Source organism: Pseudomonas cedrina subsp. cedrina (assembly GCF_001983175.1).
Lineage (GTDB): Bacteria > Pseudomonadota > Gammaproteobacteria > Pseudomonadales > Pseudomonadaceae > Aquipseudomonas > Aquipseudomonas cedrina.
Window position 1 is genome coordinate 46981 of the sequence record NZ_MNPW01000017.1, and the last position, 23321, is coordinate 70301.

Annotated in this window: 21 protein-coding genes; 4 read left to right on the forward strand and 17 right to left on the reverse strand. The window is 59.8% G+C overall.

Annotation, left to right across the window (positions count from 1 at the left end; genetic code table 11):
• Window positions 1–242 precede the first annotated feature (242 nt).
• The 3 genes from codB to codA are packed head-to-tail and all read left to right on the forward strand — an operon-like array spanning window position 243 to window position 3976.
• The gene (gene codB / locus BLL36_RS27185) at window positions 243–1511 is read left to right on the forward strand and encodes a cytosine permease (protein ID WP_076954692.1); all 1269 of its coding nucleotides are present in this window, start codon (window positions 243–245) and stop codon (window positions 1509–1511) included.
• Window positions 1508–2713 (forward strand): PucR family transcriptional regulator, encoded by a 1206-nt coding sequence (locus tag BLL36_RS27190; protein ID WP_076954693.1) that lies wholly within the window; start codon window positions 1508–1510, stop codon window positions 2711–2713. The genes codB and BLL36_RS27190 overlap by 4 nt, the downstream gene beginning before the upstream one ends.
• A gap of 27 nt (window positions 2714–2740) precedes the next feature.
• Window positions 2741–3976, forward strand: a complete 1236-nt coding sequence (codA, locus tag BLL36_RS27195; RefSeq protein WP_076954694.1) for a cytosine deaminase — start codon at window positions 2741–2743, stop codon at window positions 3974–3976.
• An 8-nt stretch (window positions 3977–3984) separates the two neighbouring features.
• Here the strand turns inward: codA and BLL36_RS27200 are convergent, their stop codons facing one another.
• The 5 genes from BLL36_RS27200 to BLL36_RS27220 all read right to left on the reverse strand — a co-directional run bounded on the left by BLL36_RS27200 (window position 3985) and on the right by BLL36_RS27220 (window position 11054).
• Window positions 3985–6135, reverse strand: coding sequence for a lipase family protein (locus BLL36_RS27200; protein ID WP_076954695.1), 2151 nt, complete (start codon window positions 6133–6135; stop codon window positions 3985–3987).
• Window positions 6136–6149: 14 nt separating this feature from the next.
• On the reverse strand, window positions 6150–6914 hold the full coding sequence (locus tag BLL36_RS27205; protein WP_076954696.1) for a hypothetical protein: 765 nt from the start codon (window positions 6912–6914) through the stop codon (window positions 6150–6152).
• Window positions 6907–7743 carry a DUF4123 domain-containing protein gene (locus BLL36_RS27210; protein ID WP_076954697.1) on the reverse strand — a complete coding sequence of 279 codons (837 nt, stop codon included), beginning with the start codon at window positions 7741–7743 and terminating at the stop codon, window positions 6907–6909. Before BLL36_RS27210 ends, BLL36_RS27205 begins: the two co-directional genes overlap by 8 nt.
• Entirely contained in the window at window positions 7743–9761 is a 2019-nt protein-coding gene (locus BLL36_RS27215; RefSeq protein ID WP_076954698.1) for a type VI secretion system Vgr family protein, read from the reverse strand. Before BLL36_RS27215 ends, BLL36_RS27210 begins: the two co-directional genes overlap by 1 nt.
• A 306-nt stretch (window positions 9762–10067) precedes the next feature.
• Window positions 10068–11054: a diaminopimelate epimerase gene (locus BLL36_RS27220; protein ID WP_076954699.1), complete on the reverse strand. Its 987-nt coding sequence runs from the start codon at window positions 11052–11054 to the stop codon at window positions 10068–10070.
• Between the two features lie 352 nt (window positions 11055–11406).
• Here BLL36_RS27220 and BLL36_RS27225 point away from each other — a divergent pair, with 352 nt between their 5' ends.
• Complete coding sequence (locus tag BLL36_RS27225) at window positions 11407–12558, forward strand: MFS transporter (RefSeq protein WP_076954700.1); 1152 nt, start codon at window positions 11407–11409, stop codon at window positions 12556–12558.
• Window positions 12559–12648: 90 nt separating this feature from the next.
• On the opposite strand, the gene BLL36_RS27230 is transcribed toward BLL36_RS27225, so the two are convergent.
• The 12 genes from BLL36_RS27230 to BLL36_RS27285 all read right to left on the reverse strand — a co-directional run bounded on the left by BLL36_RS27230 (window position 12649) and on the right by BLL36_RS27285 (window position 23119).
• Window positions 12649–13572 carry a hypothetical protein gene (locus BLL36_RS27230; protein WP_231998957.1) on the reverse strand — a complete coding sequence of 308 codons (924 nt, stop codon included), beginning with the start codon at window positions 13570–13572 and terminating at the stop codon, window positions 12649–12651.
• Between the two features lie 224 nt (window positions 13573–13796).
• Window positions 13797–14057, reverse strand: coding sequence for a hypothetical protein (locus BLL36_RS27235; RefSeq protein WP_076954737.1), 261 nt, complete (start codon window positions 14055–14057; stop codon window positions 13797–13799).
• Between the two features lie 168 nt (window positions 14058–14225).
• Entirely contained in the window at window positions 14226–15035 is an 810-nt protein-coding gene (locus tag BLL36_RS31405; RefSeq protein ID WP_231998956.1) for a hypothetical protein, read from the reverse strand.
• Window positions 15036–15192: 157 nt separating this feature from the next.
• Window positions 15193–15837, reverse strand: coding sequence for a CGNR zinc finger domain-containing protein (locus tag BLL36_RS27245; protein WP_076954701.1), 645 nt, complete (start codon window positions 15835–15837; stop codon window positions 15193–15195).
• A 110-nt stretch (window positions 15838–15947) separates the two neighbouring features.
• Entirely contained in the window at window positions 15948–16562 is a 615-nt protein-coding gene (gene cysC, locus BLL36_RS27250; RefSeq protein ID WP_076954702.1) for an adenylyl-sulfate kinase, read from the reverse strand.
• Window positions 16559–17788, reverse strand: coding sequence for an MFS transporter (locus tag BLL36_RS27255; protein WP_076954739.1), 1230 nt, complete (start codon window positions 17786–17788; stop codon window positions 16559–16561). Before BLL36_RS27255 ends, cysC begins: the two co-directional genes overlap by 4 nt.
• A gap of 10 nt (window positions 17789–17798) precedes the next feature.
• Window positions 17799–18569: a class I SAM-dependent methyltransferase gene (locus tag BLL36_RS27260; protein WP_076954703.1), complete on the reverse strand. Its 771-nt coding sequence runs from the start codon at window positions 18567–18569 to the stop codon at window positions 17799–17801.
• A gap of 7 nt (window positions 18570–18576) precedes the next feature.
• Window positions 18577–19713, reverse strand: a complete 1137-nt coding sequence (locus tag BLL36_RS27265) for an SDR family oxidoreductase (protein WP_076954704.1) — start codon at window positions 19711–19713, stop codon at window positions 18577–18579.
• The gene (locus BLL36_RS27270) at window positions 19710–20435 is read right to left on the reverse strand and encodes an SDR family oxidoreductase (RefSeq protein WP_076954705.1); all 726 of its coding nucleotides are present in this window, start codon (window positions 20433–20435) and stop codon (window positions 19710–19712) included. The genes BLL36_RS27265 and BLL36_RS27270 overlap by 4 nt, the downstream gene beginning before the upstream one ends.
• 10 nt (window positions 20436–20445) lie before the next feature.
• Window positions 20446–21174, reverse strand: a complete 729-nt coding sequence (locus BLL36_RS27275) for a sulfotransferase-like domain-containing protein (RefSeq protein ID WP_076954706.1) — start codon at window positions 21172–21174, stop codon at window positions 20446–20448.
• Window positions 21171–22394 carry a transaldolase family protein gene (locus BLL36_RS27280; protein ID WP_076954707.1) on the reverse strand — a complete coding sequence of 408 codons (1224 nt, stop codon included), beginning with the start codon at window positions 22392–22394 and terminating at the stop codon, window positions 21171–21173. The genes BLL36_RS27275 and BLL36_RS27280 overlap by 4 nt, the downstream gene beginning before the upstream one ends.
• 17 nt (window positions 22395–22411) lie before the next feature.
• A complete protein-coding gene (locus BLL36_RS27285; RefSeq protein ID WP_076954708.1) occupies window positions 22412–23119 on the reverse strand; it encodes an HAD family hydrolase in 708 nt (235 codons plus the stop codon).
• Between the last annotated feature and the right edge of the window lie 202 nt (window positions 23120–23321).

Below are 23321 nucleotides of genomic sequence, written 5' to 3' on the forward strand. Positions count from 1 at the left end.
GGATATGAAAAAACCACCTGCACGGTGGTTTTTTTGTGCCTGTTCGACTGATCCAATTTGTATCACCGCTGCACCGCTTTCGTGCCCGATTGGGCACTGCGAACATCTTCTCCAGCGTTCCCCCCCTGTTTGGCTATAAATACTGTGCACAGTGCACAACGCCCACCGTGCGCCCGTCACTGCTTGCCGCTTTGGCACGCGCGGTGCAACGGCCTGCGTCACTCATTCAGGGAGCAAGGCACATGACGCAGCAAGAACCGGGCAACGATTACCCCTTAAGCGAAGTCCCGATGCATGCGCGCAAGGGCCTGGCATCGACCGCCATGGTGCTGCTGGGCTTTACCTTTTTTACCGCGACCATGTTTGCCGGCGGCAAGCTGGGCGTGGCCTTCAGTTTTACCGACATGCTCGGTGTCGTGGCCTTGGGTAACCTGCTGCTGGGGATCTACGCCGCAGGCCTGGGTTATATCGCGTTCAAGAGCGGGCTTAATTCGGTATTGATGGGGCGCTTCTGCTTTGGCGAAGTGGGCAGCAAGCTCAGTGATTTGATCCTGGGCTTCACCCAGATCGGCTGGTACGCCTGGGGCACCGCCACTGCCGCCGTGGTGCTGGGCAAGTATTTCGAGTTGAGCCAGGGCAGCGTGCTGGCGCTGATGGTGGTGTTTGGCCTGGTGTTCTGCGCCACGGCCTATATTGGTTATCGCGGGCTGGAGATCCTGTCCTACATCGCGGTGCCGGCCATGGGCATCCTGCTGTTTCTATCGATGTGGGTGGCCACGGTGAAAGTCGGCGGCCTGGATGGATTGCTGGCAGTGGTGCCGACCGGTGAGCTGGATTTGTCCACGGCCATTACCTTGGTGTTCGGCACGTTTGTCAGCGGTGCGACCCAGGCCACCAACTGGACGCGATTTTCACGCTCGGCCAAGGTGGCGGTGTTGGCCAGCCTGATCGGTTTCTTTATCGGCAACGGCTTGATGGTGCTGATCGGGGCCTATGGTGCCATCGTTTATCAACAGCCGGACGTGGTCGAAGTCTTGCTGCTGCAAGGCTTCGCCATGGCAGCGATGGCCATGCTGCTGCTCAATATCTGGAGTACCCAGGACAACACCATCTACAACTTCGCGGTAGCCGGTTGCAACCTGCTGCGCACCAAGCGCCGCAAAACGGTGACCCTGGCCGGTGCCGTGATCGGGACCCTGCTGGCGTTGCTCGGCATGTATGACCTGCTGGTGCCGTATCTGATTCTGCTCGGCACGGTGATCCCACCGATTGGCGGGGTGATCATGGCGGACTTTTTCTATCGCTACCGCGGCCGCTATCCGCGCCTGGCCGACGCGCGCCTGCCGGCGTTCAACTGGCCAGGGCTGGTGGCCTATGCCGTGGGCACGGTGCTGGCGTTCAACTCACCCTGGGTCGCGCCGTTGGTGGGGATCGTTGTCGCGTCGTTGACCTACATCGCGCTCACCGCCGTACTACGGGTGCGTGTGCCCTTGGCTGACGCCCGGGCATGAGCCTGACCGTCGCCGACGTGCTGGCCCTGCCAGGCCTGGAATCCCTGCGCCTGCGCGCGGGTGAGACGGGCCTGGACAATGGCGTGCGCTGGCCCTATGTGGCCGAAAACAGCGGGATCGCCGAGTGGGTGCTGGGCGGCGAGCTGGTGTTCGTCACCGGGATCAATCACCCGCGTGACGAAGCCAACTTACTGCAATTGCTTGAAGAGGCCTGCGAACGTCAGGTTGCAGGTTTGGTGGTGCTGACCGGGCCTGCCTATATCCAGGCGATTCCCCAGCGTTTACTAGCTGCCGCCGAAGCCGCCGGCATGCCGCTGATCGAGCAGCCTTACTCGCTGAAAATGGTGCTGGTGACCCAGGCGATTGGTTCGGCGCTGATCCAGTCCGAACAACTGGGGCGCTCACGGCATGACGTGCTGGAGCGCTTGCTGGCCGGCGATTACCAATCCCTGGATCTGCTGCTGCACCGGGCCGCGCAGTTGGGCATGCCGTTGGCCGGGTCCTGGCAGGTGGTTCAATTGCAGCTGGAGGGCAGTGAGCTGCTGTTTGCCCAAGGTGCGGCGGCGTCTGTCGAGGCGCACTTGGCCCGGCAACACGACGGCATCAGCCGCCGATTGCGTCAACTCTCGGCAGGCGTGCCGGTCCATGGCCGAGCCGGGCAATGGACGCTGCTGCTGCCTGCGCCGGATGCCGTCGCCGCGCAGGCCAACCGCCAACAATTGGCCGATTGGCTCAAACCGCTGAACCTGCGCCTGGCGCCACTGAAACTGTTCGTCGGCCTGAGCGCCGCGGCTCATCCACCGGCACGCCTGGTCCAGGCGCAGGATGAAGCCCGTCAGGCGCTCGCCGCTGCGCGACGCTTCAGCGAGCGGGCCGGGTTGTGCGTGTACGACGAACTGGGCGTGCTCAAATTGCTCAGCGGTGTCCGTGATCGCGCCCTGCTCGACCAATTTTTGAACGAACGCCTCGGCCCATTGCTGCGCCACGACGCGCACCATGGCCCCAGCCTGATGCCCACCCTGCAAGCCTGGTTTCACGAGAATGGTAACCTGGTGGCCGCCGCCCAGCGGCTGGCCGTGCATCGCAACACCTTGACCCACCGCGTCCAGCGCATCGAGGCCCTGTGCGGGCTGACGCTGGATAATGCTAATGATCGCCTGGACATCGGCATTGCGCTGATGATCTGGCGACTGTCTGCCTGATTGTCTTTAGCCAAGAGGAACTTGCCCATGCACATCATCAACGCCCGCCTGCGCAACCGTGAAGGCCTGCATGATCTGCACCTGGAACATGGCCGGATCGCCAGCATCACGCCGCAATCGCGGCCACCGACTGCCGCAGCCGACGACCTGGACGCCGCCGGTAACCTGGTGATCCCACCCTTCGTCGAGCCGCATATCCATCTCGACGCCACGCTGACCGCCGGCGAGCCACGCTGGAACATGAGCGGCACCCTGTTCGAAGGCATCGAATGCTGGGGCGAACGCAAAGCCACCATCACCCAGGAAGACACCAAGACCCGCGCCAGGAAGACCATCCAGGCCCTCGCCGCCCACGGTATCCAGCATGTGCGCACCCACGTCGACGTCACCGACCCGGACCTCACGGCACTCAAGGCCATGCTCAAGGTGCGCGAAGAAACCACCCACCTGATCGACCTGCAAATCGTCGCATTCCCCCAGGAAGGTATCGAGTCGTACCGCAATGGCCGCGAACTGATGGAAGAAGCCATTCGCCTGGGCGCCGACGTGATCGGTGGTATCCCCCACTTTGAGTACACCCGCGACCAAGGCGTGAGCTCGGTGAAGTTCCTGATGGACCTGGCCGAACGTACCGGTTGCCTGGTGGACGTGCATTGCGACGAAACCGACGACCCGCACTCGCGCTTTCTTGAAGTCCTGGCCGAAGAAGCCCGCAGCCGCGACATGGGCGAGCGCGTCACCGCCAGCCACACCACGGCCATGGGCTCCTACGACAATGCCTACTGCGCCAAACTCTTCCGCCTGCTGGGGCATTCGGGTATCAGCTTTGTCTCCTGCCCCACCGAAAGCATTCACCTGCAAGGCCGCTTCGACACCTTCCCGAAACGCCGCGGCGTCACCCGGGTCAACGAACTGCTGGAGGCCGGCATGAACGTGTGCTTCGGCCAGGACTCCATCGTCGACCCCTGGTACCCCCTGGGCAATGGCAACATCCTGCGGGTGCTCGAAGCCGGTTTGCACATTTGCCATATGCTCGGCTACCGCAACCTGCAGAACGCCCTCGACCTGGTGACCGACAACAGTGCCAAGGCCATGGCCCTGGGTGAGCGCTACGGCCTGGAACCGGGACGGCCGGCGAACCTGTTGATCCTCTCGGCGGACAGCGACTACGAGGTCATCCGCAGCCAGGGCTTGCCGCTGTACTCGATCCGCAACGGCAACGTGTTGATGAAGCGTCAGCCCGCGCAGGTGGAGTTCATGTAAAGCCTGGGTCATACGATCGAATCGATATCCAGCGTCTGCGCCCTCCCCCATTCGTCGTTCATGGCGGGAGGAATACTGGCGACTTGCGACAGCTCACGGTTTTCACGGTGGCTGAACCAGCGCTTGAGGCTGGGCTGCAAGTGGGCGCCGTGGGCGTGGCTGCCGTAGACATCACGGGCTTCAAGCCGGCGCCAGCGCAGGGTTGCGAGGCGCTCGCGACTGGTGTGCAAGCGATCGATCTCGCTGTTCAAGGCGTCGTTGTGCTCATAGCCACGGTCGTTGGCGGGGCGCAGACGGGCGAGTTCGCGGCGCTTGTTGCGCAGTTGCTGGCGCATGTCCTCGAGTGCTTGGTCGAGCAACTCGAACTCTCTTGGCGTTACCAAGGGGCCGCCGCTTTCCTGGCTTTGTTGCCAGCGACGCAGCGTCGCCCAGGCAGCCGGGATGTAGCTGGCGGTCATGAAGTGCTGATTGGCCTGGAACAGCTGTTTGAGCAGGTTATCGCGGCCGGGCATGTCACCGTGGAGTTGCAACGCTCGGTTGCAGCCGGCCTCCTGGATGGATTCACAACCGGGCTTCCAAAGAACCGATGAACGCGTGCCATCCGCCAGCATGATCGGCATGAAGTGTTGTTGTTCGCCATGGTGCTGGTAGGGGTTGCCGCCCAACCGTACCAGGCCGGCGGCGAACAACAGGCCGCCCGGTGCGGGAGCGCTGAACAGTGTGACGGCGCCAGGAACCCAGAGTTTGGCGGTGGTGTTCATCCACGGGGCTGGAACACTGGGGACCGGATCGTTGTGATTGACGATGCGGTGGTGGACCAGGGTGGAGGCGCCTGCGGTGAATTCCGCGTCGGCGGCGCGGGGGGCGCCGTAGGTGTAGAGGAGGATGTTGTAGTTGCCCTCCGTTGCTCGACGCAGGCCTTCGGCGAGAAGCAAAGCAATTGCGCCCCCAAGGCTATGACCGCAAATGATTACTCGTTGATCGGTGTGAAATTGGTCGAGATAGCGCAATACGAAATCGCGCATCGCACGATAAGCCTGATAAAAACCTTCGTGTGCCTTGCCTACGCCTTCAGCGAAAGCTACCTGGTGAGCATTTGCATCCCGCAGCCCATCAGCGGCACTGGCGGTGCCACGTACCGCAATCAGGATCACCTCCTCGTGATGGCTGATAAAAGCCTGAGTATCGGTACCAAACTCTTTATCGTCGAAAAAGTGCAGCCGCGCCGGGTGCTCTTGCTTCTCGCCCAGCTCCGGTCGGTTTTGTGGATACATCACAGGATCGAAGGGCAGAATTTCGAAGCGTCGAGAGTATGACACCTCCTCATAAAGGGGGTAGAAGCGCTGCTGTTGTTCTGCATCGACTCGCCAGGCTTCGTGATAACCCGAGAGCTTTTCAGCGAAAAGGTGCCCGACGCTGGGATCAAGCGGGAAGCGAACTTCGTTTTGGGGCTTTTGGGGTGGCTCCTGGCCGAAGCTGCAATAACTCAAGGAGGCCATCAACGCCAGTTGATAAAGATTCAACGCACAGAACCCGTCTTCCGTTGAAAGCAATGGCCGCAGGGCTCGTAGCGGCCTAACCTCCAGAACAGTGTGGCAATTGGGAAATAACATCACCCCCGCCAACGTCGGCTGCGGCGGACTAAATCCCAGGGTTGCCATCATTTCTAATGCATGCCGTTGGGGCTGATGAGTTCGCGGTTCAATCGGCGGTAAGTGCGCGACATGGCGGACCAAATCTCGTACTTCAACTTGATAGAACCGGTTGGCCGTTTGCTGAGCTCGACTCCCTTCGGTGCACCGACCGTCAGAGCCAGCAAACCGAGTCTGCTCAGCCCGAACTTGAAGCTCGGTGATAGGGAGCTTGTAAGTGGGGCGCACCATCAGCCGCTGATAAGGCTGCTCTGTTCCTGAATACAATTCGTCAAAAACCAGCACCACAGGTCCGCAGTAAATATTTTGTAGCTTGGCAAACCCTTCTCCATTCAGCCTGCCTTTGTACTGCTGCCCTGCGCTATCGTGGACGGTGTAGGGCAGACCACCGTATGCCGCTCCAACGCCCAGCTCATCGACCAGGCAAAAGCTCACCCAATGCCCTCGCAATGAGCAGGCCGGTTTGCTATCACTGAAAAAAGATTGCTTCCGTGCATCCAGCTTCATGAACTTGCTCCTTGTTATTTACACGATGGATAAACATCACATACGCGACCATCCGGCATTTTTATGGGTTTGAAGTCGGAGGTATTGCCGTTACAAAACGCATCAAGGTCTTCAAAACTTCTACCTCTACAACGCCTCCAGCCGCCTGGTACGACTACCCAGTTATCACCAACAGCCGGTTCTTCCTTATCAATTACAGTCAGTGCAATCCTGAGTGTTTTCTCTGTTAACTGATCTCGATGCACAAACCTTGGCGATTGATCCGCTGCATCCAAAGAACCGCATGTAAGAATTTTCCTGATCGCGTGCTGCGGCCCTACAGTTCGAAACAACCACTGACACCGCCCGCGCAGTTCATGAACACCCGTTTCTGGCATTCCGGATACCTCAGCACGCGAAGGATCTCGAATCGAGAAACCTGCAATATCTCCCCCAACGTCCGTATCTCGTTTTCCCCACTTCGCATAAATATCAAACTCCACACTCCGCAAAACCGTAGGGCAACCTTCAATCACCTCAGTCAGCGGCAACTCAAAACTCACTCGCTCAGCCACAGGCTTGTAACGCGCAATAAAAATTTTCCGCTCCGGTCTCTTGCCTCGACGCCTCGGCAACGTACAGGTTTGTCTCGTCGCGGGACCGTAGTAGGCGGCGCCGATAAAGCGAAATTCCGCTGGCAGATCCACCTCCAATGTGAAGCTATCAACCGGCTTTCCCGCACATCCCGCCAGGCCCGCCATCCCCAGCACAATCAACACGCCAAACCATCTTTTACTCATCCCTTTTCCCCATCAACTTCCACTGCTCCAGCACCCGCTGAAAGTGATCCTGGGGTGCTTCTTCCTCTTTCGGTTGCCACCGTATGAAGCTGTTTCCCGTGGCCTCCTCCAACCTGCGCACCACCAAAAACTCCAGTTGCTCCGGCGCCCGCCATTGCCAGGCGCGCGCCTGCTCCAACACCTGGGTCAGCCAGACCCTCGGGTCCTGGAACTCCACCAGTGCCACCAGGTCTTCGCTGTGTTCGGCCAACAGATAACGCAGGATGTTGGCGTGCAGGATGGCTTCGGCATTCGGGTTTGGCGCGCTCAGCCAAGGGGCGGGGTCAGGCACCGGATACTCGTCGGGCGCCGGGTTGTCGTCGCAATGCCAACGGTCGTCGTGCCAGTAACAGACGCTGATCAATGGCCCGAGAAAGAGTGGGCAATGGTCCCGGTCGAGGTAGGCCAGCGCGCGCGCCAGGGTGCGGTTATCGTGAAAGCGGTACAGCGATTGCTCGCCTGGCGCCCCCACCAGCAGGCGGTCGCGCCAGTGCCGAGCCACGGCAGCCAGGTCCTCGCTGGGCAGGCTGCCCAGCCAGCCCCAGTTCGTCCCGGGTTGGTGCAGGAGGTTGAGCAGCGCGGGCTCGTTCATCCGTTCCAGCAGCAGGATAACGGGGCCTTGCGCCGCCAATTCCGCCAGGGCGGTCTCGGCGTAGAGGCTGCGATACCCTGACACATCGCGCGCCGCGAGCAGCGGCTGAAGAGCTTCATGCTGCCCCTCAAGGATCAAGCACAGTCGCCGCCCCGCCTGCTGCTGTTGATCCATCCATCGGCCTGGCATGTTCTGCATCAGGCGGCCCTCCCCGGCAGATCACACAGGCCTTCGCGGCAGCGTTCACACAACGGGCAGTAATCCGCCCCCAGTTGCCTGGACAGGGTCATGATGCGGCCCTGGACTTCAGACATTTTTGGCATTTCGGCCACCATCAACGCGTTGGCCAACCCGGTCGCGGACGGAGCACCGCCAAGGGTAATCGGGCGACTGCTGAAGATGCCGCCCGCCTGGATGACCAGGTGCTCCCCTCCCGCCTTGAGGCTCAGTTGTGCGCCGGCTTCGATCACCAGGCTGGCGCCGGACTTGAGGTGAAGCTGCTGCCCGGCCTCGACGACCAGGGTCTGCGCCACGTGGGTCCGGCTATCGCCTCGTACATCGAGGTAATCGTTGGCCTCGAGCACAACGTTGCGATCGCCGGTGACGTGGCGATGCTCCTCGCTTTGCAGATGAACCGTGCTGATGCCATGGATGGTTTCCCGCCGCTCTCCCGCCACTTCCAACCGGCTGTCATGGCCGACCTGCTGCTCCAGGTCCCGTTGCGCCCGAAGGTAAATAAGCTCTTCGCCACGACGGTCTTCAAGGAACAGTTCGTTGGAGCCCTGCCCACCCAGGACGCTGCAGCTGCGCAAGACGCTGCGAGTCTTGTGCTGCGGCAAGGAATAGGCCGGCCGGTGCAGCGCGTTCGGCAGGCAACCGTTGATCAACGGCCGGTCCGGATCCCCTTCCAGGAACGTCACCAGAACCTCCATGCCCACCCGCGGGATCATCATCGCGCCGAACCCGTCACCGGCCCACCCGGAGGCAACCCGGACCCAACAACTGCTTTTGTCGTCGGACGTGTCCAGGCGATCCCAGTGAAAGCGCACTTTTACCCGGCCGTAGGCATCGCAATGCACCTCCTCGCCGGCCGGCCCGGTGACCGTTGCGGTCTGGCTGCCATTGATGGTCGGCTTGGGATGCTTGAGGGGCGGCCGGTGCACGGCTTGCCAGGGCGTCGCGGTAAAGCGATTGCGATACCCCTGGAAGCCATCGGCCGCTGGCGTCGCTTCTTCCAGCACCTGCGGTTGATAACCCTCATGACGTACCGAAGTGATCAGCCAAAGGTCGTTGCAGGACGGAACGGGATGTTCGCGCATTTCAAGGAAATGCCCACTGCGCAACGCGGGTTGATCACTCTTGCCCAACGCCCGGTGCCGGTCGCGTTGGTGGCGCTCCAGCCCACGACGGGCCAATTGCTTGCCACGGGCGCGGCCGGTGAAGCCTGCGGGGTAACGATAGTCCTCCAGGCGGCCTGTCGACGCAGGGCCCGCGCTGTCCTGCAACTGCAGCGAGGGATGCTGGAAGTCGTGATCGCGGCGCACTGTCTTTTGGCTACGAGTGGCCAGGCGCACCTCGAAACGCTGGACAACCGGTGTATCGGCTGGCAACCCGCCGTCGGCACAATAGCGCTGCGCGGGCAAACGACGGAACACCGTCTGGTCGTCACCAAAGACCAACAGGTGCGCATCCGCGCTGTGACGAAAATGGTAATGAATGCCCTCCTCTTCGCACAGGCGCTGGATGAAGTGCAGGTCGCTCTCGGCATACTGCACACAGAATGTACGCGGCGGATAAACCACGGGGCCAAGCTCGAAGCTATAGGCGTCCGCGAGGATGCCATGCTGCTCAAGGACCATGGCGATGATCTGTGGCACGCTGCGCTGCTGGAAAATCCGCTGGTCGCGCCGGTGCGCTAGATAGGCCAGGCGTGGCGCCAGGGTCAGGTGGTAACGCGTGATGCGCCGGCCTGGATCATCGCGGCCGACGGCGTAAACCTGCCCATGCAGGCCTTCGCTCATTTCGCCGAAATCCAGGTAGGCCGGTTGGTGGAGCACGCTGTCCAGGTCCAGCGCAGGGTTTTCACTCACTACCTGCACGTGGATGAAAAACGGTTGATCAAGCACCTCGCTGCCTTTGAATGCCAGTACGGGCAAATCGATATTCATGCCTGGTAGGATCATATTGAAACGTGACGAAACAAACGCGTTAACCATCCGTTGTTACCCGCCGTTAATGAATGAACGTCCTGGCGTACTTCCTCTCGTTGAAACATCGAAAAAGTTGCCAAAAAAAGGTGCCTGGACCCCCTGAAGCTTAGCGATTCCGGGCAGAAATCGGCCGATTTAAAATAAAAAAGAAGTTTCGTACGCCTGAGTTGGAAGTGTCTGTTAAGAAATAAGCAAGCAAGTCAAAGAGCCACTTCTTAATAATAAGAAATGTCCTACTTAAACCTTCACGAGAATGACTAACGGATAGATAAACGGCTGACACCAGATCCCAGCGTCAGCCGTTAAGAAGCCTCAGGCCTGCGGTTGCGCAGCCCCAAACAGACTGACGCTCAGCAGTGTTTTGCCTTGAGTGTGCAAGCGCACCGGCACAATGCCACCTGGCATCACCACGTCGACTTCCCCACTCTCGACCCAGCCTACACGCCAGGCTGCACACGCCACGGCGCTGGCGCTGGTCCCGGAAGAGGCAGTGGGTCCCTCGCCACGCTCGAACACCCGCGAGATGACGCGGTTGCCGGGCTGTCGCGCCGCCCATTGCAAGTTGACCCCAGCCACACAGGGCCGACCGCCGCCCGCCGGAGGGGCGAAGGCAATCGCCTTCAAGGGCTCGAACAGGCCAGGCTGCTGCATCTGTGCGTTATCCGGCAAGGCGGATACCTGCTCGACCAGCGTCACGCAATGGGGATTGCCCACCCGCACAAACTGACTGGTGGCCCACCCTGGGTTGATCGCCGCCAGTTCGCTCACGTGGCTCAGTTGCGTTTCGCCCAGGAACACCTGGGCGACCGCCTCGGCCCCCACCCTCCCGGGCCCGAACGTGGGTAACCCCAGTCCAAGCCAGAACCCGGCAACCTGTTCGCGAACTGCCGGCTCGACCTGTGTCGACACCGGGGATACCGCATCCGATTTGTCGTGATGCACCCGCAGCTCACAGGCACCGGTCATCAGGGCCTGGTCAGTGAGTGCCTGGGCGAAAATCGTCAGGCCATTGCCACTGCGCTCGGCCAGAGAGCCGTCGGTGTTGACGATCAGCAGGTCAAACGGCGGCTCGCACTGGAACGGCCCGACCAGCAGGCCGTCACAGCGATGCGCCTTGGCGCCGGGCGGGCGTGGTGTCGAGCCCCAACCGCATTGCGCGGCGATGGCCGATGCCGTCCAACGGTGGCGAGCCGTCGCGGCCAAGGAAGCGCTCTCGGGCACGTCGATACCCTTGTCCCTTAATGAGATTGGGCTGACTACCGCATAGATATTGCCTCGAGCATCGTAGAACCGGGTCATGGCGCCGGTCGCCGGAAATTTTTCATCGTTGGGTTCATCCGCTTGCCTGCCTATGCAGGCAACAGCGTATTACAGAACGTACCGTGAATGGGAGGCGGCCTGGAAGGTGGTAATCCACCACGAGAACCCAGGGGTTCAAAAGCCCTCGCGAGGGATTACGCACCTTCCAGATCGCCTCCGGCACCCTCGATACCGCTTGTGTGGTTGCCGGCCAACCTGAGGTTCCAGGTTTGTAAAAATAAAATTCACAACCACCCGGAATCCCGAGGGAACCCTGCTCGCGCGTCAAGGCCTGATGTGCAACGATGTCGCGCCGCACACCGTTCATCGAACGCAATACCAAGGATTTTTCATGACTGCCATCCCCATCCCAGCGTCCGTGGTTCCCGGGCGGCTGGAGCAAATGTCGACCCGTATCGCTTTTTTCATTGCCGGCTTCGGCATCGCGGCCTGGGCGCCGCTGGTACCCTATGCCAAGGCCCGCGCCGACCTGAGCGAAGGCACGCTGGGCCTGCTGTTGTTGTGCCTGGGGGTCGGCTCGATCATCGCCATGCCCGCGGCGGGCGCGCTGGCGTCGCGCTATGGCTGCCGGCGCGTGTTGAGTGCCGGGACGATCTTGATCTGCCTGGCGTTGCCGATGCTGGCTACGGTCAGTTCGGTTCCATGGTTGATGATCGGGTTGTTCCTGTTTGGTGCCGGCTTGGGCACGGTGGACTCCACCGTCAACCTGCAAGCGGTGATCGTCGAGCGGGCCAGCGGCAAGACCATGATGTCGGGCTTTCATGGGCTGTTCAGCCTGGGAGGGATTGTCGGTGCGGCCGGGGTCTCGGCATTGCTGGGGCTGGGCCTGTCACCTCTGCAGGCGACCCTGGCGGTGATCGTCATTACGCTGGCGGCGTTGCTCAAGGCCGCGCCGCACCTGCTGCCTTATGGCAGTGAGAGTTCCGGACCGGCCTTTGCCATCCCCCACGGCGTGGTGCTGTTCATCGGCTGCCTGTGTTTTATCGTGTTCCTGGCCGAAGGGGCGGTGCTTGACTGGAGCGCGGTGTTCCTCAGCGCCGAGCGTGGCCTGGGCGAAGCCTACGCGGGCCTGGGTTATGCAGCATTTGCCTTGACCATGACGGTCGGGCGGTTGACCGGTGATGCCATCGTGCGCCGGCTGGGCGCCAGCCGAGTGATCGTAGCCGGAGGCGCATTGGCGGCAGCCGGCACCTTCCTCGCCACATTGTCGCCGTCCTGGGAGTTGGCCTTGCTGGGTTACGCACTCGTAGGCGCCGGCTGCTCCAATATTGTCCCGGTGCTCTATACCGCTGTCGGCAAACAGAACGTCATGCCGGAACACATTGCCGTGCCGGCCATTACCACCCTGGGCTATGCCGGCATATTGGCCGGGCCTGCCGTGATCGGGTTGATTGCACATGGCAGCAGCCTGGCAACCGCCTTCCTGCTGATAGGTGTGTTGCTGGCGGCAGTGGCGGTCAGTGGGAAAATACTGCGAGTATGAGCGCAAGGCACGCACGAGCAGCCTGGGCCTTTCGGGTTGCCCCTGCACGCCTGCGCACTTGATAGCCACGGTTGCAGGGATAGGCGGTGTCTACGGTTTTACAGCCCGTTCTTTCTTATCATTCTCCAGCCAGCGATCGATGCTGTAGTTCTTCAACCACCCATCGTCATTACGGCTGCCGAAGATGCTGTGACCATTGGCTTTATAACTGTCCAGAGAAGCCATCAACCCGGGCCTTTCCAGAAGATTCTTGGCCAGGTATACCTGTTGTTCGCTGTATTTTTTCAAAGGAAACCCCGTGCGAGCATCCCGCAGAGGCTCACCGTTGTTGCCCAGTTGATTAGGGTCCTTGCTCATTTCGATAATCGTGTCTTTGTTCACATACCGATGTTTTTGTGCCCCGAAAAGGAAATTGTAATCCTCCGACTTGTCTCGTAAATCATCGAACATCCCCCGGAATGCTTCGACAACCTGTGCGTCGGTTTTCGCATGGAACGGATCAGCGCTCTGCGTGTTGGGGTTGGTATTGCCGATTTGTGAGCCAGCAGCATCGGCAAGGCTTTCATGGGTAATTTCACCACCCTTTGCGATGATGGCCTCGTTCAGCCGAGGGCGGTTGAGTATCTCCCGCGCCAACATGATGGTGCGCTCCGAGACTTTGCTGCTGCTGGGTTCCTCCTTGGCTATTTCCTGCAAAGATCCCTGGGTCAGGCGGCCATCTTTCTTGAAGGCGTCCAGCAAGGAAAGATTGTTCTTCAGATCGGTCGCCAGCAAATGGTCGTCTGAGCTGACAAAGGGGTTCCCGACCTTGCTCATACCTCCGTACAGATTCTGGCCGTCAAAGTGCCGGTCGGCACCATTCGCAAAACGGCCATTGATTGGCTGCGTCGCTGGCAGCGGCTTACCCAATGCACGGGCATCCACTTCATAGCGAGACTGACCACTCCCCATCGGCCCGGGTGTCATTGATGCCACCGTATGCCCGAAGCCTGGATTACTGACACTGCCACTCATGATTCACCTCCACCCTATCTGGATTCCAAGCTTGGGCCTCGATTGCCTGATCCTCGAAAACGCCTTGAGATCAACGTGGCACAAGCACCGATTGAGTGGTGCCCGCAAAACAATGGTTCCGAAGGCTGGCGTCCAGAACGCCAGGCGCACCCCAGTGAATCTTGAGCGTTTGTAACCAGCTCAACGGGTCGCGTCTGCATCCAAGGGCAGTCCGCTCGCGGGAATCACGGCACCTGGCGGCGGGATAATTTGTTAAACCATTTGGAAAACGCTGAACGCCCAGGGCTGGGTGGCGACTCCTCCATGAGCACTCGAGCCCCCTTGTCAAAATCTTCGGCGGTGGGTGCCTTGAAGCTGGACTTGGGCAAGGAGGTGAGATTGAACTGCTGAGGCCGGAATGTCCTTGGGTCTTCTGTTTCCTGCCCAAGCCCGGCCAGAGTCGAGATGTACTGGGAGTCAAGGGATTCAAATGATGTGGTATTCATGGTCCAGACCTGATCCGCTAGATGAAGGCCCCCACCCGCCATTAATGACCGGTGGATATTTTCTGGGTGGTGCTATTTCGCCAACGATTCCTGCGTGAGTGGGCGTACTCCCGCCGCAAGCCCCCGCCACCCCCTGCCGCGTCGTGCGCGGCAGAGCGTAACCGGTGTCTACCTGAGCAGTGCGTATAGCTCCTGTCTTGAGATCCTTCCGTCGCGTTGCCAACCGATAATATTGTCCATCGCCGACATCAGGTCCGAACGGGCCAGGACTTCCTTCGACAACTGGGTGAGATGGTCCGTGTAAGGGTTGCCGGTCAACGGTTGCATTGCGCGCGCATTGAGATCCCTGAGCTTGATCGTGCTGCTGAAGTAGCCGCCCTTCAGCGCGTTGAAGTTACTCAGCATCTGCTGGACGAGTTGCTGGTCGTCACTGAGCTTCAATGGGTTGTCTGAACGCACAAAGCTGGCGATATCGTCCTTGGTCAAACGGCCATCCAGTGCCCCGGTGCTGCCATTGCGGTCGAGCGATTGCAGCAATCCGGGGCGCCGCAGCAGTTCCTTCGCCAACTTGATGTTCGAGTCCTGGTAGGGGTTACCGGTCAATGGTCGGTCGGCCACATTCTGCAAGCTGCGGGTCGTAACGTTGGGCGAAAACCAGTTGCCCTTGAACGCGCCGTAATTGTTCAAAAGTCGCTGGGCGAGCTGCTCGTTGCTTTGCTTGGAGTAGTAAGGGTCCGGCAGCGTCGGGTTCGGACGCGGCGGCGGACCAGGATTGGGCTGCAGGTTGCCCGGAAGCGGACGCGGCGGCGGGCCTGCGAAGATCGGGCCGCAATGACCGGACTGCGAGCTGAAATTGACGCCTACCGTGACCTGGACAGTTGACGCGGCGGCGGACCGCTCGGTACGGGGCTTGGCGTCTCCAAGGGAGGCGTTATCGAGGGACGGCGCGACGCTCTGATTGTAGGCTGATACCGACATTCTAGTTCTCCGGTTCGGTGTGTTCAGGTGCCTGACCTCGAGCCGCCGGGAAAACCGGCGCAGGCAGACATATCCTGTGTGGCAGAACTGTGGGAGACGGTTCCTGCGTCGGCTGAAAACTTCCAGAATCCTGGTAGGAAGCCTCTGACGATGTGGGCTATCCTGCGCCGCCCACCTGCTTGAGACGGCTGAGTTTCTCGCGGCTGCCGCACACGCTCATCTGGCACCACTTGCGCTGCTTGTTCTTCGAAATATCAAGGAACACCCAATCGCAGTCGGTAGCGCCGCAACTGCGCAACGCGTGCAGATCACCCGACACCAGCAGTTGCGTAGCCTCTATGGCCAGACGCCCCAGCAACATGGCCGTCAGTTCCTGGGCGGTGGTACAAGGCTTCCACCCCCAGGCGGGCTTACCCTCGACGGAACGCAGCACGCGCCGCTCGACACCTTGCACAAACGCCTGGTTGATCTGCTGCAACGACTCATCGGGCGCGACGCCGCCTGACGACAACGGATAAAACACCCGGTAAAGGCATTCCCGGAACGCAATGATGCGGTCCAGGTCGGGTTGGTAGGCCATCGATGACTCGAACACCATCGGCTTGTAGTCATCAAATTCCTGGGCAGAGACCAAGGAAGCATGGCGTGCCCATTCAAAGAAGAACCGAAAGCTGGTGAGTCGTTCCTCCACGACCTTGAGCGCAGTGCCGGGGCGACGGCCGTTGGTGGTATTGATAAAGTCCAATACCCGGGCCCCGCCAATCAGACGGATCGATTTTGCGGTGCCCGTGAAATGTGTCATGCCTGCTCCCGGAAAAAACGCGGTCTCCCTGCGATGGCGCAGATTACCTTGTTTTTCGCCATGGCAGACAGAGTGTGCCCCCGGCGCAAAGCCGGCGCAAAGACAGACGGCTAACTGTTAGCGTCGTTGTGCGTCAGCCAATCAAGAATGGTCTCGACCGACCGTTCCACTGAAAGCGCCTGGGTATTCAAGTGCACTTCCGGAAACACCGGCACGTCATAACGGGCGTCAATACCGGTGAAATTCTTGATCAAGCCTGCGCGGGCTTTTTTATACAGGCCCTTGGGATCCCGTTGTTCGGCGGTTTCCAACGGCGCGTCGACGTGCACTTCAACAAAGCACTCGTTGCCGATAATCGAGCGCGCGCAGTGCCGGCTGGCGGACGAGGGTGAAATCAGCGCCACGATCACCACCAGTCCCGCGTCGAGCATCAACCGCGCGACTTCGGCCACGCGCCGGATATTCTCATCGCGGTCGCCGTCGGTAAAACCCAAGTCGCGGCATAACCCGCCGCGCACCGAGTCGCCATCGATAATCGCGGTCATCCGCCCCTGTTTGTGCAGCGCGACGTCCAGCGCATCGGCGATGGTCGACTTGCCGGACGCGGAAATGCCGGTCAACCAGATGACCACGGGCTTCTGCGACATCCGCGAGTGTTCGGCGCGCCCGTGACTGAAGGCGAACGCATGCAGGTTCTGGCCCGGGCTGTCAGGAAAATAGCTCATGGCTGCTCGCCCTTTTTGATCGAAACAGGCTGTTTGCCCAACAGGAACACCATCAGGCATTGCACGAACAGCAACAGCGCAACCACCCAGTAGACGGTCGAGAACGAGCCGGTCAGGTCCTTGGAGAATCCGCCCAGGAAATTGCCGCACACCCCGCCCAGGCCGATCAGCACATTGGCAATGCCGAAGGCCTGGGTCAGTCGGCTGACCGGCACGATTTGCCCGATGTAACTGGGGACCAGCCCGAAGATGGGGTAAAACGCCAACGCAAACAGAAACGCCGCCAGGTAGAACAACGGCAGGCTGTTGAAACCAAACACCAGGATGGCGGCCAACCCGGCACTGAGGAAACACATCGCCAGCGACGCCCGCACGCCCACTTTGTCGGCGATCCAGCCCACCAGAAAGCCCGACGCCATGCCCACGGCACCGATCGTGGTCCAGATAAACCCGGCGTCCCGCACCGACACGCCCAATTCATCGCGAAGGAACGGCGCCAGGTACGTCTGGAACGGTAGAAGTGCCATGCCGTTGAGAAAGGCGATGCCCCAGGTCAGGTACAACGAGCGGCTGAGCCAGGGTTGCTGATTGTCGGACGTCGTGGCGCGCGCGTCGGAAAAGCCGGTGTCCTGGCTTGCCGCCAGGCTGCGCAACAGAAACCAGGCCACCACGCACAAGGCCACCGAGATCAAGCCGGCGGTGAGCCAGATCGAGCGCCAGCCGCCGTTCAAGGTCAGGAACGACACCAGCAAGCCGTTGATAAACACGCCATAGCTGGTGCCGCTGGAGATCAGCCCCATGACCCGGGAGCGATTGCCTGGGCTGAAGCCCTTGGCGACGATTTCCGCCAACGGGATGTACACCGAGGCAGAACAGCCGCCCAGCAGGATCAGCAACGCGCCCGACAACCAGATGCTGTGACTGACACTCAGGCCCAGCAGCGCCAGGGAGGTCAGCACCGTGGACGCCAGGCTTATTTTCCAGCCCTCGAAATACCGGCTGATGTAGCTGGTCACCGAGGAAAACAGCAGGAAGCCGATCTGCGCACCGCCGGTGATCAGGCCCACCGTGGTGTAGTCGAACCCGATGTCGCGGCGCATGTCCACCACCAGGTTGGCGAACAGGTAAACGCCGAACCCGTAGGTGCTGGCCACGAAGCCTGTGAGGACCACCGCCAATACGACGCTGTCCAATGGGCGGGTGTTGCTGTGTACGAGTGTACTCATCATCGGCGTCTCATTCGGCAAGCGCGGTGTGAATGACAAAGTCGCAGTGCATCATGTCGTAGACGCTCTGGAAATCACCGTAGCTCTCGTGGGCGCGAAACCCGCAAGCGAGCATTTCAGTGGCCAACTCGCCCGGCAACAACGGGTAGACTTTCAGCGTGTACTGTTCCTCATTGTCAAAGCGATAAATGAACTCACACACCTGCTCATCGACCTGCCCCAAGCTGACGGATGCGTTCGTACCGCAGTAATAATAGTGACCGCTGGCCTTGAAGTTGCCCGCGCGAATCGCCAGGAAATTACGTTGATCCACCACCAGCAAGCCACCCGGCTTGAGCAATGCCTTGAACCTCGCCAGAACGTTCAACCGATCGTGGGCTTCGAACACATGGCACAGCGAACTGCCCAGGCACACCACGGCGTCGAATTGGCCAAGCTCCTGGGCGTCAAGTGATTGCCAGTCGCGGTAATGGGACTTGATGTCCAGGCCAGCTTTGCGAAAGTTCGCCCGGGCTTTGGTCAACATGGTGCTGCTGCCATCCGTGGCGACCACGTCAAAGCCCGCTTTCTTTAGCTGCACCGCATGAAAGCCACTGCCCGTGGATACATCGATGACCGAGCGCACGCCGTGCTTGCGCAACAGTTTTTCAAAAAAGCCGCCCTCCCCTGCCTTGCGTTTTTCCCAGTCGATCAATTCATCCCAGCGCTCGACAAAATTCTTCGAGTATTGCGTGGCATAACTGGCGACTTCGTTGTGCTTGTGTCTGGACAGTTGATTCATCACACACCTACCAGGTTGAATTCTTGAAAGAGCGGTACTTGCTCGCCAGCTCGCGGGCAAACTCGGCGGCTTGCTCGACAGCCATGGTGTCTTTGGAATAGCCCAGCATCGACTGCATGACGGCCATGCACTGCGGGTTGTAGGTAACGGAGCCGTCACAGTGGATCGCGTCGATGCCGTCCTGGCTCTGGCAGACGGTGTTGATGCGCACCGCCTCGTCCTGCGGGCAGGCCTCGGAGAACTGCACCTGGATGCGCCCGTCGTGCAGCCACACCGGATACCCTCCCGGAAGCCCGAGGGGACCTGGCGCATGCACCAGCACCGGCGTCGGGGAAAACAGCCCTTCGATCACCGTGACGGCTGAGCATGCGGTAAGAAACTGCCCGTCCACCCCGCCCAGGCGACGGAACTCGGATCTGACCGTAGCGAAGATCGCTTCGGCCGGTAGTCGGGGCGCCTGCGGCAGGCCGCGCACCTCGTACAACAAGCGGTAACTGGCATGCGGCGGCAGGCCACCGCGCGGCACGTAGTGGCTGAAATAATGCTGGGCGTAGAGCTGCACTTGCACGTCGGCGGGCGCACATTCGAGCAATCGCGCAATGGAAAAACGCACCGCAGGAACCAGATTGGCCACATTGCCCACGCCGATATCCGGCGCCAGGCCGATGCGCCCCAGGATCGGATTGACCGCATCGGGGAACGCCGCGTTGACGGTTTTGGCGGTGATGCCGGAGGCCTTCACTGCCTGCATCAGGCAATGCATCAGCGTCAGGTGCATCGGCAGCCAGGGGCCGAACTGCGCCTGGTCGAGCTTTTCGAACGACAACTTGGGCAACCCGGTGATCACTCGCCATGACTGCAGCGACGCGCAGTTCACCAGGATATCCGGCGCCTCTTCACGCAGCCGTTGCGCCACCTTGCCGATATCCGTCAGGTCGGCAATCAGCGGCTTGATGCTGATGAACTGCCCGAGTTGCGCGCACGACAGCGCCACCAGGTTGCACAGCCGGATCGTGGCCTCTTCATCACGGCCCAGCACCACGAAGTCAAAGGCGTTTTTCGGCCCGAGAATCTTGAGGATCTGCAGGCACAGGTTGCCCGCCCCCACCAGCAGGAGTTTTTTCTTGCGGATCGACGGGCTCATCGCGGGTAGGCTCCGTTGTCGACCGGGATCACCCTGCCGGTAAGGTGACGCAACGCGTCGCCCACCAGCAGCAAAATGACCTCGGCCACGGCGCTGGGCAGGATGGGGTCCTTGAGGACTTCCTGGCGGGCATATTCGGCGCGGCGGTAGTCGGGGATGGTGTCGTAGATCGCGGTGTCATGGATCAGCGCCGGGGACACTGCGTTCACCCGCACGAACGGCGCAAAGTTCCAGGCGTTGGCCTTGGTCAGGCCGATCACCGCCGCCTTGGTTGCACCGTAGAGGGCATCGCAGCTGCCCACTTCACCGGCCACCGAGGCGATATTGACGATGCTGCGCGGCGCTTCATGCTGCATTTCGCGCTCGGCGAAGTCCTTGGACAGGTAAACCAAGGCCTTGAGGTTGACGTTGAGAATCTCGTCTATTTGTTCATCGCTATAGGCGTAGACACTTTTGCCGTGGTAGATACCGGCATTATTGACCAACCCGTAAATAGTGGCATGGCGCTCATACAGTGAGGGAATAAAACCCTTGATAGTGGCCATCTCTGAAAAGTCTGCGCTCTGTGCCTCGAATACATCAGCGCCATAGCGACTTTGCAACGTTTCAAGACCCTCGGCGTCCTTGTCGGCACCGATAACGAAGTAGCCTAGTTGAATCGCCCTTTCGACAGTCGCTCGACCAATGCCGTTGGCCGCCCCGGTGATAATCAGCTTCTTCATGCAACAGTCCTTATTGGCAGAATTCATTCATGCGTGCGTAGAAAGTTCGGTGGTATTCGTACATCACTTTTAACTTGGGATACTGCTCGAACAGCGTTGTGTCGATGGGCTGCTCAGGCGGCGCAATAATTCGCTCGCTGTTTTCTGCATCCACATGCCAACTACGCCACGTCTTCCATTGTTCCGGACATTCACGTTTCCAGGTCATGGCCTGTGGAAGAAACTCAATACTCAAGTGATCGCAGAGTTTACGTATGACCCGTTCCGGCTCTGCGGCCAGATCATCGGCATTAATCACATAAGGCACTTTGCCGGTCAGTTTGGTGACCACACAAAATATGTCATACAACGCTTTATGCCCGATCGCGTGTAATGGCATATCGGGGTGCACCCGATGATGGGAAACAATACTGCGGGCAGGCTCGCGGATAAGAAAGATATTGTCCTGTTGCGCAAGAAAGTGGGTATCAATTTTTAAATCATCCAGACAGTGGTAACACATGTCTTTGTGAAAGACGTTTGAACGTTCCCGCGCCGTCAGCAGATGTTCTTTGATGCCCTGATAAGTCGTGGGCAAACTGTGATCCCACTCATCCGAAGGAATCGCCGAATCCTTGGAAAATGCCATGTGCGCAAAGGGCTCGTGGAAGACCTCGAAATCCCCGCGCTCGATGAACACGCGCTCCAGCACGGTGGAACGCGAACGTGGGTGGGCCCACAACCCGATCATCCGGTTCATGCGATCACTCCGAACTCGGCGGCCAGCAATGCGTTGAGCGCGCGCTTGAAGGGTTTTGTCACCGGGCAGAGCCGCACGCAGTAATCCGCCAGGCGCCGGTGCGCGCTGTTGGCTTCATTGCAGGCGTTGATAAAGGCTTCATGGTGGGCGAAGTCGTACGGCTCGATGCCGTCGGCGACGTAGGCTTCGTAGAAATACGGGATGCGGATCAGCTTCGCGAAGGTCGCGACGGGCGGTTTCTGGGCCTGCAGCGCAGGCATCACCGGCTTGCCGTGGCTTTCGCGCTCGACCAGAAACTCCACCACGTCCGGCGTCAGGGTGTAGCAGGTCGCCGTGTGCCCGGTCTTTTCCAGGTGCCAGCACTGCTTGTTGCCACGTTCGTCCACATCGACTTTTATGCTCGAGAGCAGGATATTGACCGGCACGCGCGACGCCGCCATCAATTCCTGGATCTGCTGGTAGATCATCAGTTCGGCCCAGCGTAGTTCCTCGGCGCTCAGAACCAGGCCACGCTCGGCCGCCTGCAGCGCGAATTCGGGCTGGCAGGCGAAACGCCCGATCATGAAGGTGATCACGTACTTGCAGCAATGGGTGTCGATGCCCGTGCTGCGCGCGGCTGCCATGCCACGCTCTATGGCCTGGATACCGGCCTGGAATTGGGCGACGGTAAAGCAGAAGGTGATATTCACCGACGCGCCCTGAGCCACCAGCTGTTCGACGGTCGCCAACCCCTCCAGGCTGCCCGGCACCTTGACCATCACGTTCGGCGCCAGGCGCTGCAGTTCCAGGCCCCTGGCGGTCATGCGCTCGGTGCAGCGCACATCCAGCGGGTCGACCTGGGCGCTGATCCAGCCTTCGACCTGGGCCGACTGAACCCACCGCGATTTAAGCATCGCGGCGCCTTCAAGGATGACTTCGTTGTACAGCTGCTTGCGCAACTCATGGGGCGACAGGCTGGCCAGGTTGAAACGCGATGACCAGTACTCGCGCTTTTCGAGGATGACGGCCGTCACCAACCGCGGATTGGTCGTCACGCTGCACAAGCCCTGCGGCGCGCAGAAATCGTCCGGCACCAACGTGTCTATATAAGCAGCCGCCGCCGGGTATTTTTCCAACAGGTGTTGTTTGTAAGGCAAGTACACGGCAGGCGATGAATCCCACCACACTTGCGAACCCGGATCATTGTGCTTAAGTCGCTCTATGTAACCAAGTGTATTCACGACGCCTCTTCCCTGAGTCATTGGGATAAATTAAAAATGGCCAGCATTTCACGTATATCGATAATCGGTCGTGCGCCAGCGGCGGCCAACTGCGGATGTCGATGCTGCGGCCCCAAGCCCAGCACGCGGATATTGGCGGCAATAGCCGCCTGAATACCCGTAACACTGTCTTCAATTACCAGCGCTTCACTGACATCAACGTTGTAATAGTCACAGGCCGTCAGAAACACCAGTGGATCAGGTTTCCAACTGCCCAGCTCATAACAGCTGAATATTTGCCCTTCGAAATAAGAAAACAGCCCGACCTGGCGCAAGCAATGTTCTATCTTTTCGCGCGGCGCACTGGAGGCAACGCAATAGGGCACCGTCAGCGCTTGCAAAACTTCAACAATGCCATCGGTGGCTTTTAAATCGAGTGTCAATGCTGCTAATGCCTGCTTGCGAAAGTGCTGTTCAAAGTCATTATCCAGACGAACATTTAAAAGTTGCTCAGCCTCGCGTAAACAATCAGCAATCTTGCGCCCACGAAAGTGTTCGATAAACCGTGTCGCATCAAGAACGGTATTGCCCTGTGTATTAAGCATGGCGATCAACACCGACAGGGTGATTTCTTCACTTTGTACCAGTACGCCGTCGCAATCAAAGATGACTAACTTAGGCCCCCCCTTCAGGGCAGTTGCTTTTACCCGAACGGGCAGTTCCCTTGGATCGGCCGAGAGGCACATACATATCTCTGATAATGGCCCCGCGATGACTTCCGAACTACCAACGGAGCGGGTTGAGGTGTGCCTATAAGACACGTGGCGAAAAAGCCTGTCAAACGCTTTTGAACGGTTTTTTAGTATCTTATGGTTATTTTTTATAGTTCTGTTATTCCATTTTCCACCATGGTTGTAGTCGCTAATTTCACACGGCTGAACTTCCCTG

What these genes read in the sequence shown, in the direction of transcription:
- BLL36_RS27245 (WP_076954701.1), bottom strand. Translation starts at nt 15,837, where the DNA reads ATGACACATTTCACGGGCACCGCAAAATCGATCCGTCTGATTGGCGGG.
- BLL36_RS27265 (WP_076954704.1), bottom strand. Translation starts at nt 19,713, where the DNA reads ATGAGCCCGTCGATCCGCAAGAAAAAACTCCTGCTGGTGGGGGCGGGC.
- BLL36_RS27225 (WP_076954700.1), top strand. Translation starts at nt 11,407, where the DNA reads ATGACTGCCATCCCCATCCCAGCGTCCGTGGTTCCCGGGCGGCTGGAG.
- BLL36_RS27255 (WP_076954739.1), bottom strand. Translation starts at nt 17,788, where the DNA reads ATGAGTACACTCGTACACAGCAACACCCGCCCATTGGACAGCGTCGTA.
- BLL36_RS27220 (WP_076954699.1), bottom strand. Translation starts at nt 11,054, where the DNA reads ATGACCCGGTTCTACGATGCTCGAGGCAATATCTATGCGGTAGTCAGC.
- BLL36_RS27215 (WP_076954698.1), bottom strand. Translation starts at nt 9,761, where the DNA reads ATGGTTAACGCGTTTGTTTCGTCACGTTTCAATATGATCCTACCAGGC.
- BLL36_RS27260 (WP_076954703.1), bottom strand. Translation starts at nt 18,569, where the DNA reads ATGAATCAACTGTCCAGACACAAGCACAACGAAGTCGCCAGTTATGCC.
- BLL36_RS27210 (WP_076954697.1), bottom strand. Translation starts at nt 7,743, where the DNA reads ATGCAGAACATGCCAGGCCGATGGATGGATCAACAGCAGCAGGCGGGG.
- BLL36_RS27190 (WP_076954693.1), top strand. Translation starts at nt 1,508, where the DNA reads ATGAGCCTGACCGTCGCCGACGTGCTGGCCCTGCCAGGCCTGGAATCC.
- codB (WP_076954692.1), top strand. Translation starts at nt 243, where the DNA reads ATGACGCAGCAAGAACCGGGCAACGATTACCCCTTAAGCGAAGTCCCG.
- BLL36_RS27230 (WP_231998957.1), bottom strand. Translation starts at nt 13,572, where the DNA reads ATGAGTGGCAGTGTCAGTAATCCAGGCTTCGGGCATACGGTGGCATCA.
- BLL36_RS27205 (WP_076954696.1), bottom strand. Translation starts at nt 6,914, where the DNA reads ATGAGTAAAAGATGGTTTGGCGTGTTGATTGTGCTGGGGATGGCGGGC.
- BLL36_RS31405 (WP_231998956.1), bottom strand. Translation starts at nt 15,035, where the DNA reads ATGTCGGTATCAGCCTACAATCAGAGCGTCGCGCCGTCCCTCGATAAC.
- BLL36_RS27235 (WP_076954737.1), bottom strand. Translation starts at nt 14,057, where the DNA reads ATGAATACCACATCATTTGAATCCCTTGACTCCCAGTACATCTCGACT.
- codA (WP_076954694.1), top strand. Translation starts at nt 2,741, where the DNA reads ATGCACATCATCAACGCCCGCCTGCGCAACCGTGAAGGCCTGCATGAT.
- BLL36_RS27285 (WP_076954708.1), bottom strand. Translation starts at nt 23,119, where the DNA reads ATGTGCCTCTCGGCCGATCCAAGGGAACTGCCCGTTCGGGTAAAAGCA.
- BLL36_RS27270 (WP_076954705.1), bottom strand. Translation starts at nt 20,435, where the DNA reads ATGAAGAAGCTGATTATCACCGGGGCGGCCAACGGCATTGGTCGAGCG.
- cysC (WP_076954702.1), bottom strand. Translation starts at nt 16,562, where the DNA reads ATGAGCTATTTTCCTGACAGCCCGGGCCAGAACCTGCATGCGTTCGCC.
- BLL36_RS27275 (WP_076954706.1), bottom strand. Translation starts at nt 21,174, where the DNA reads ATGAACCGGATGATCGGGTTGTGGGCCCACCCACGTTCGCGTTCCACC.
- BLL36_RS27200 (WP_076954695.1), bottom strand. Translation starts at nt 6,135, where the DNA reads ATGAAGCTGGATGCACGGAAGCAATCTTTTTTCAGTGATAGCAAACCG.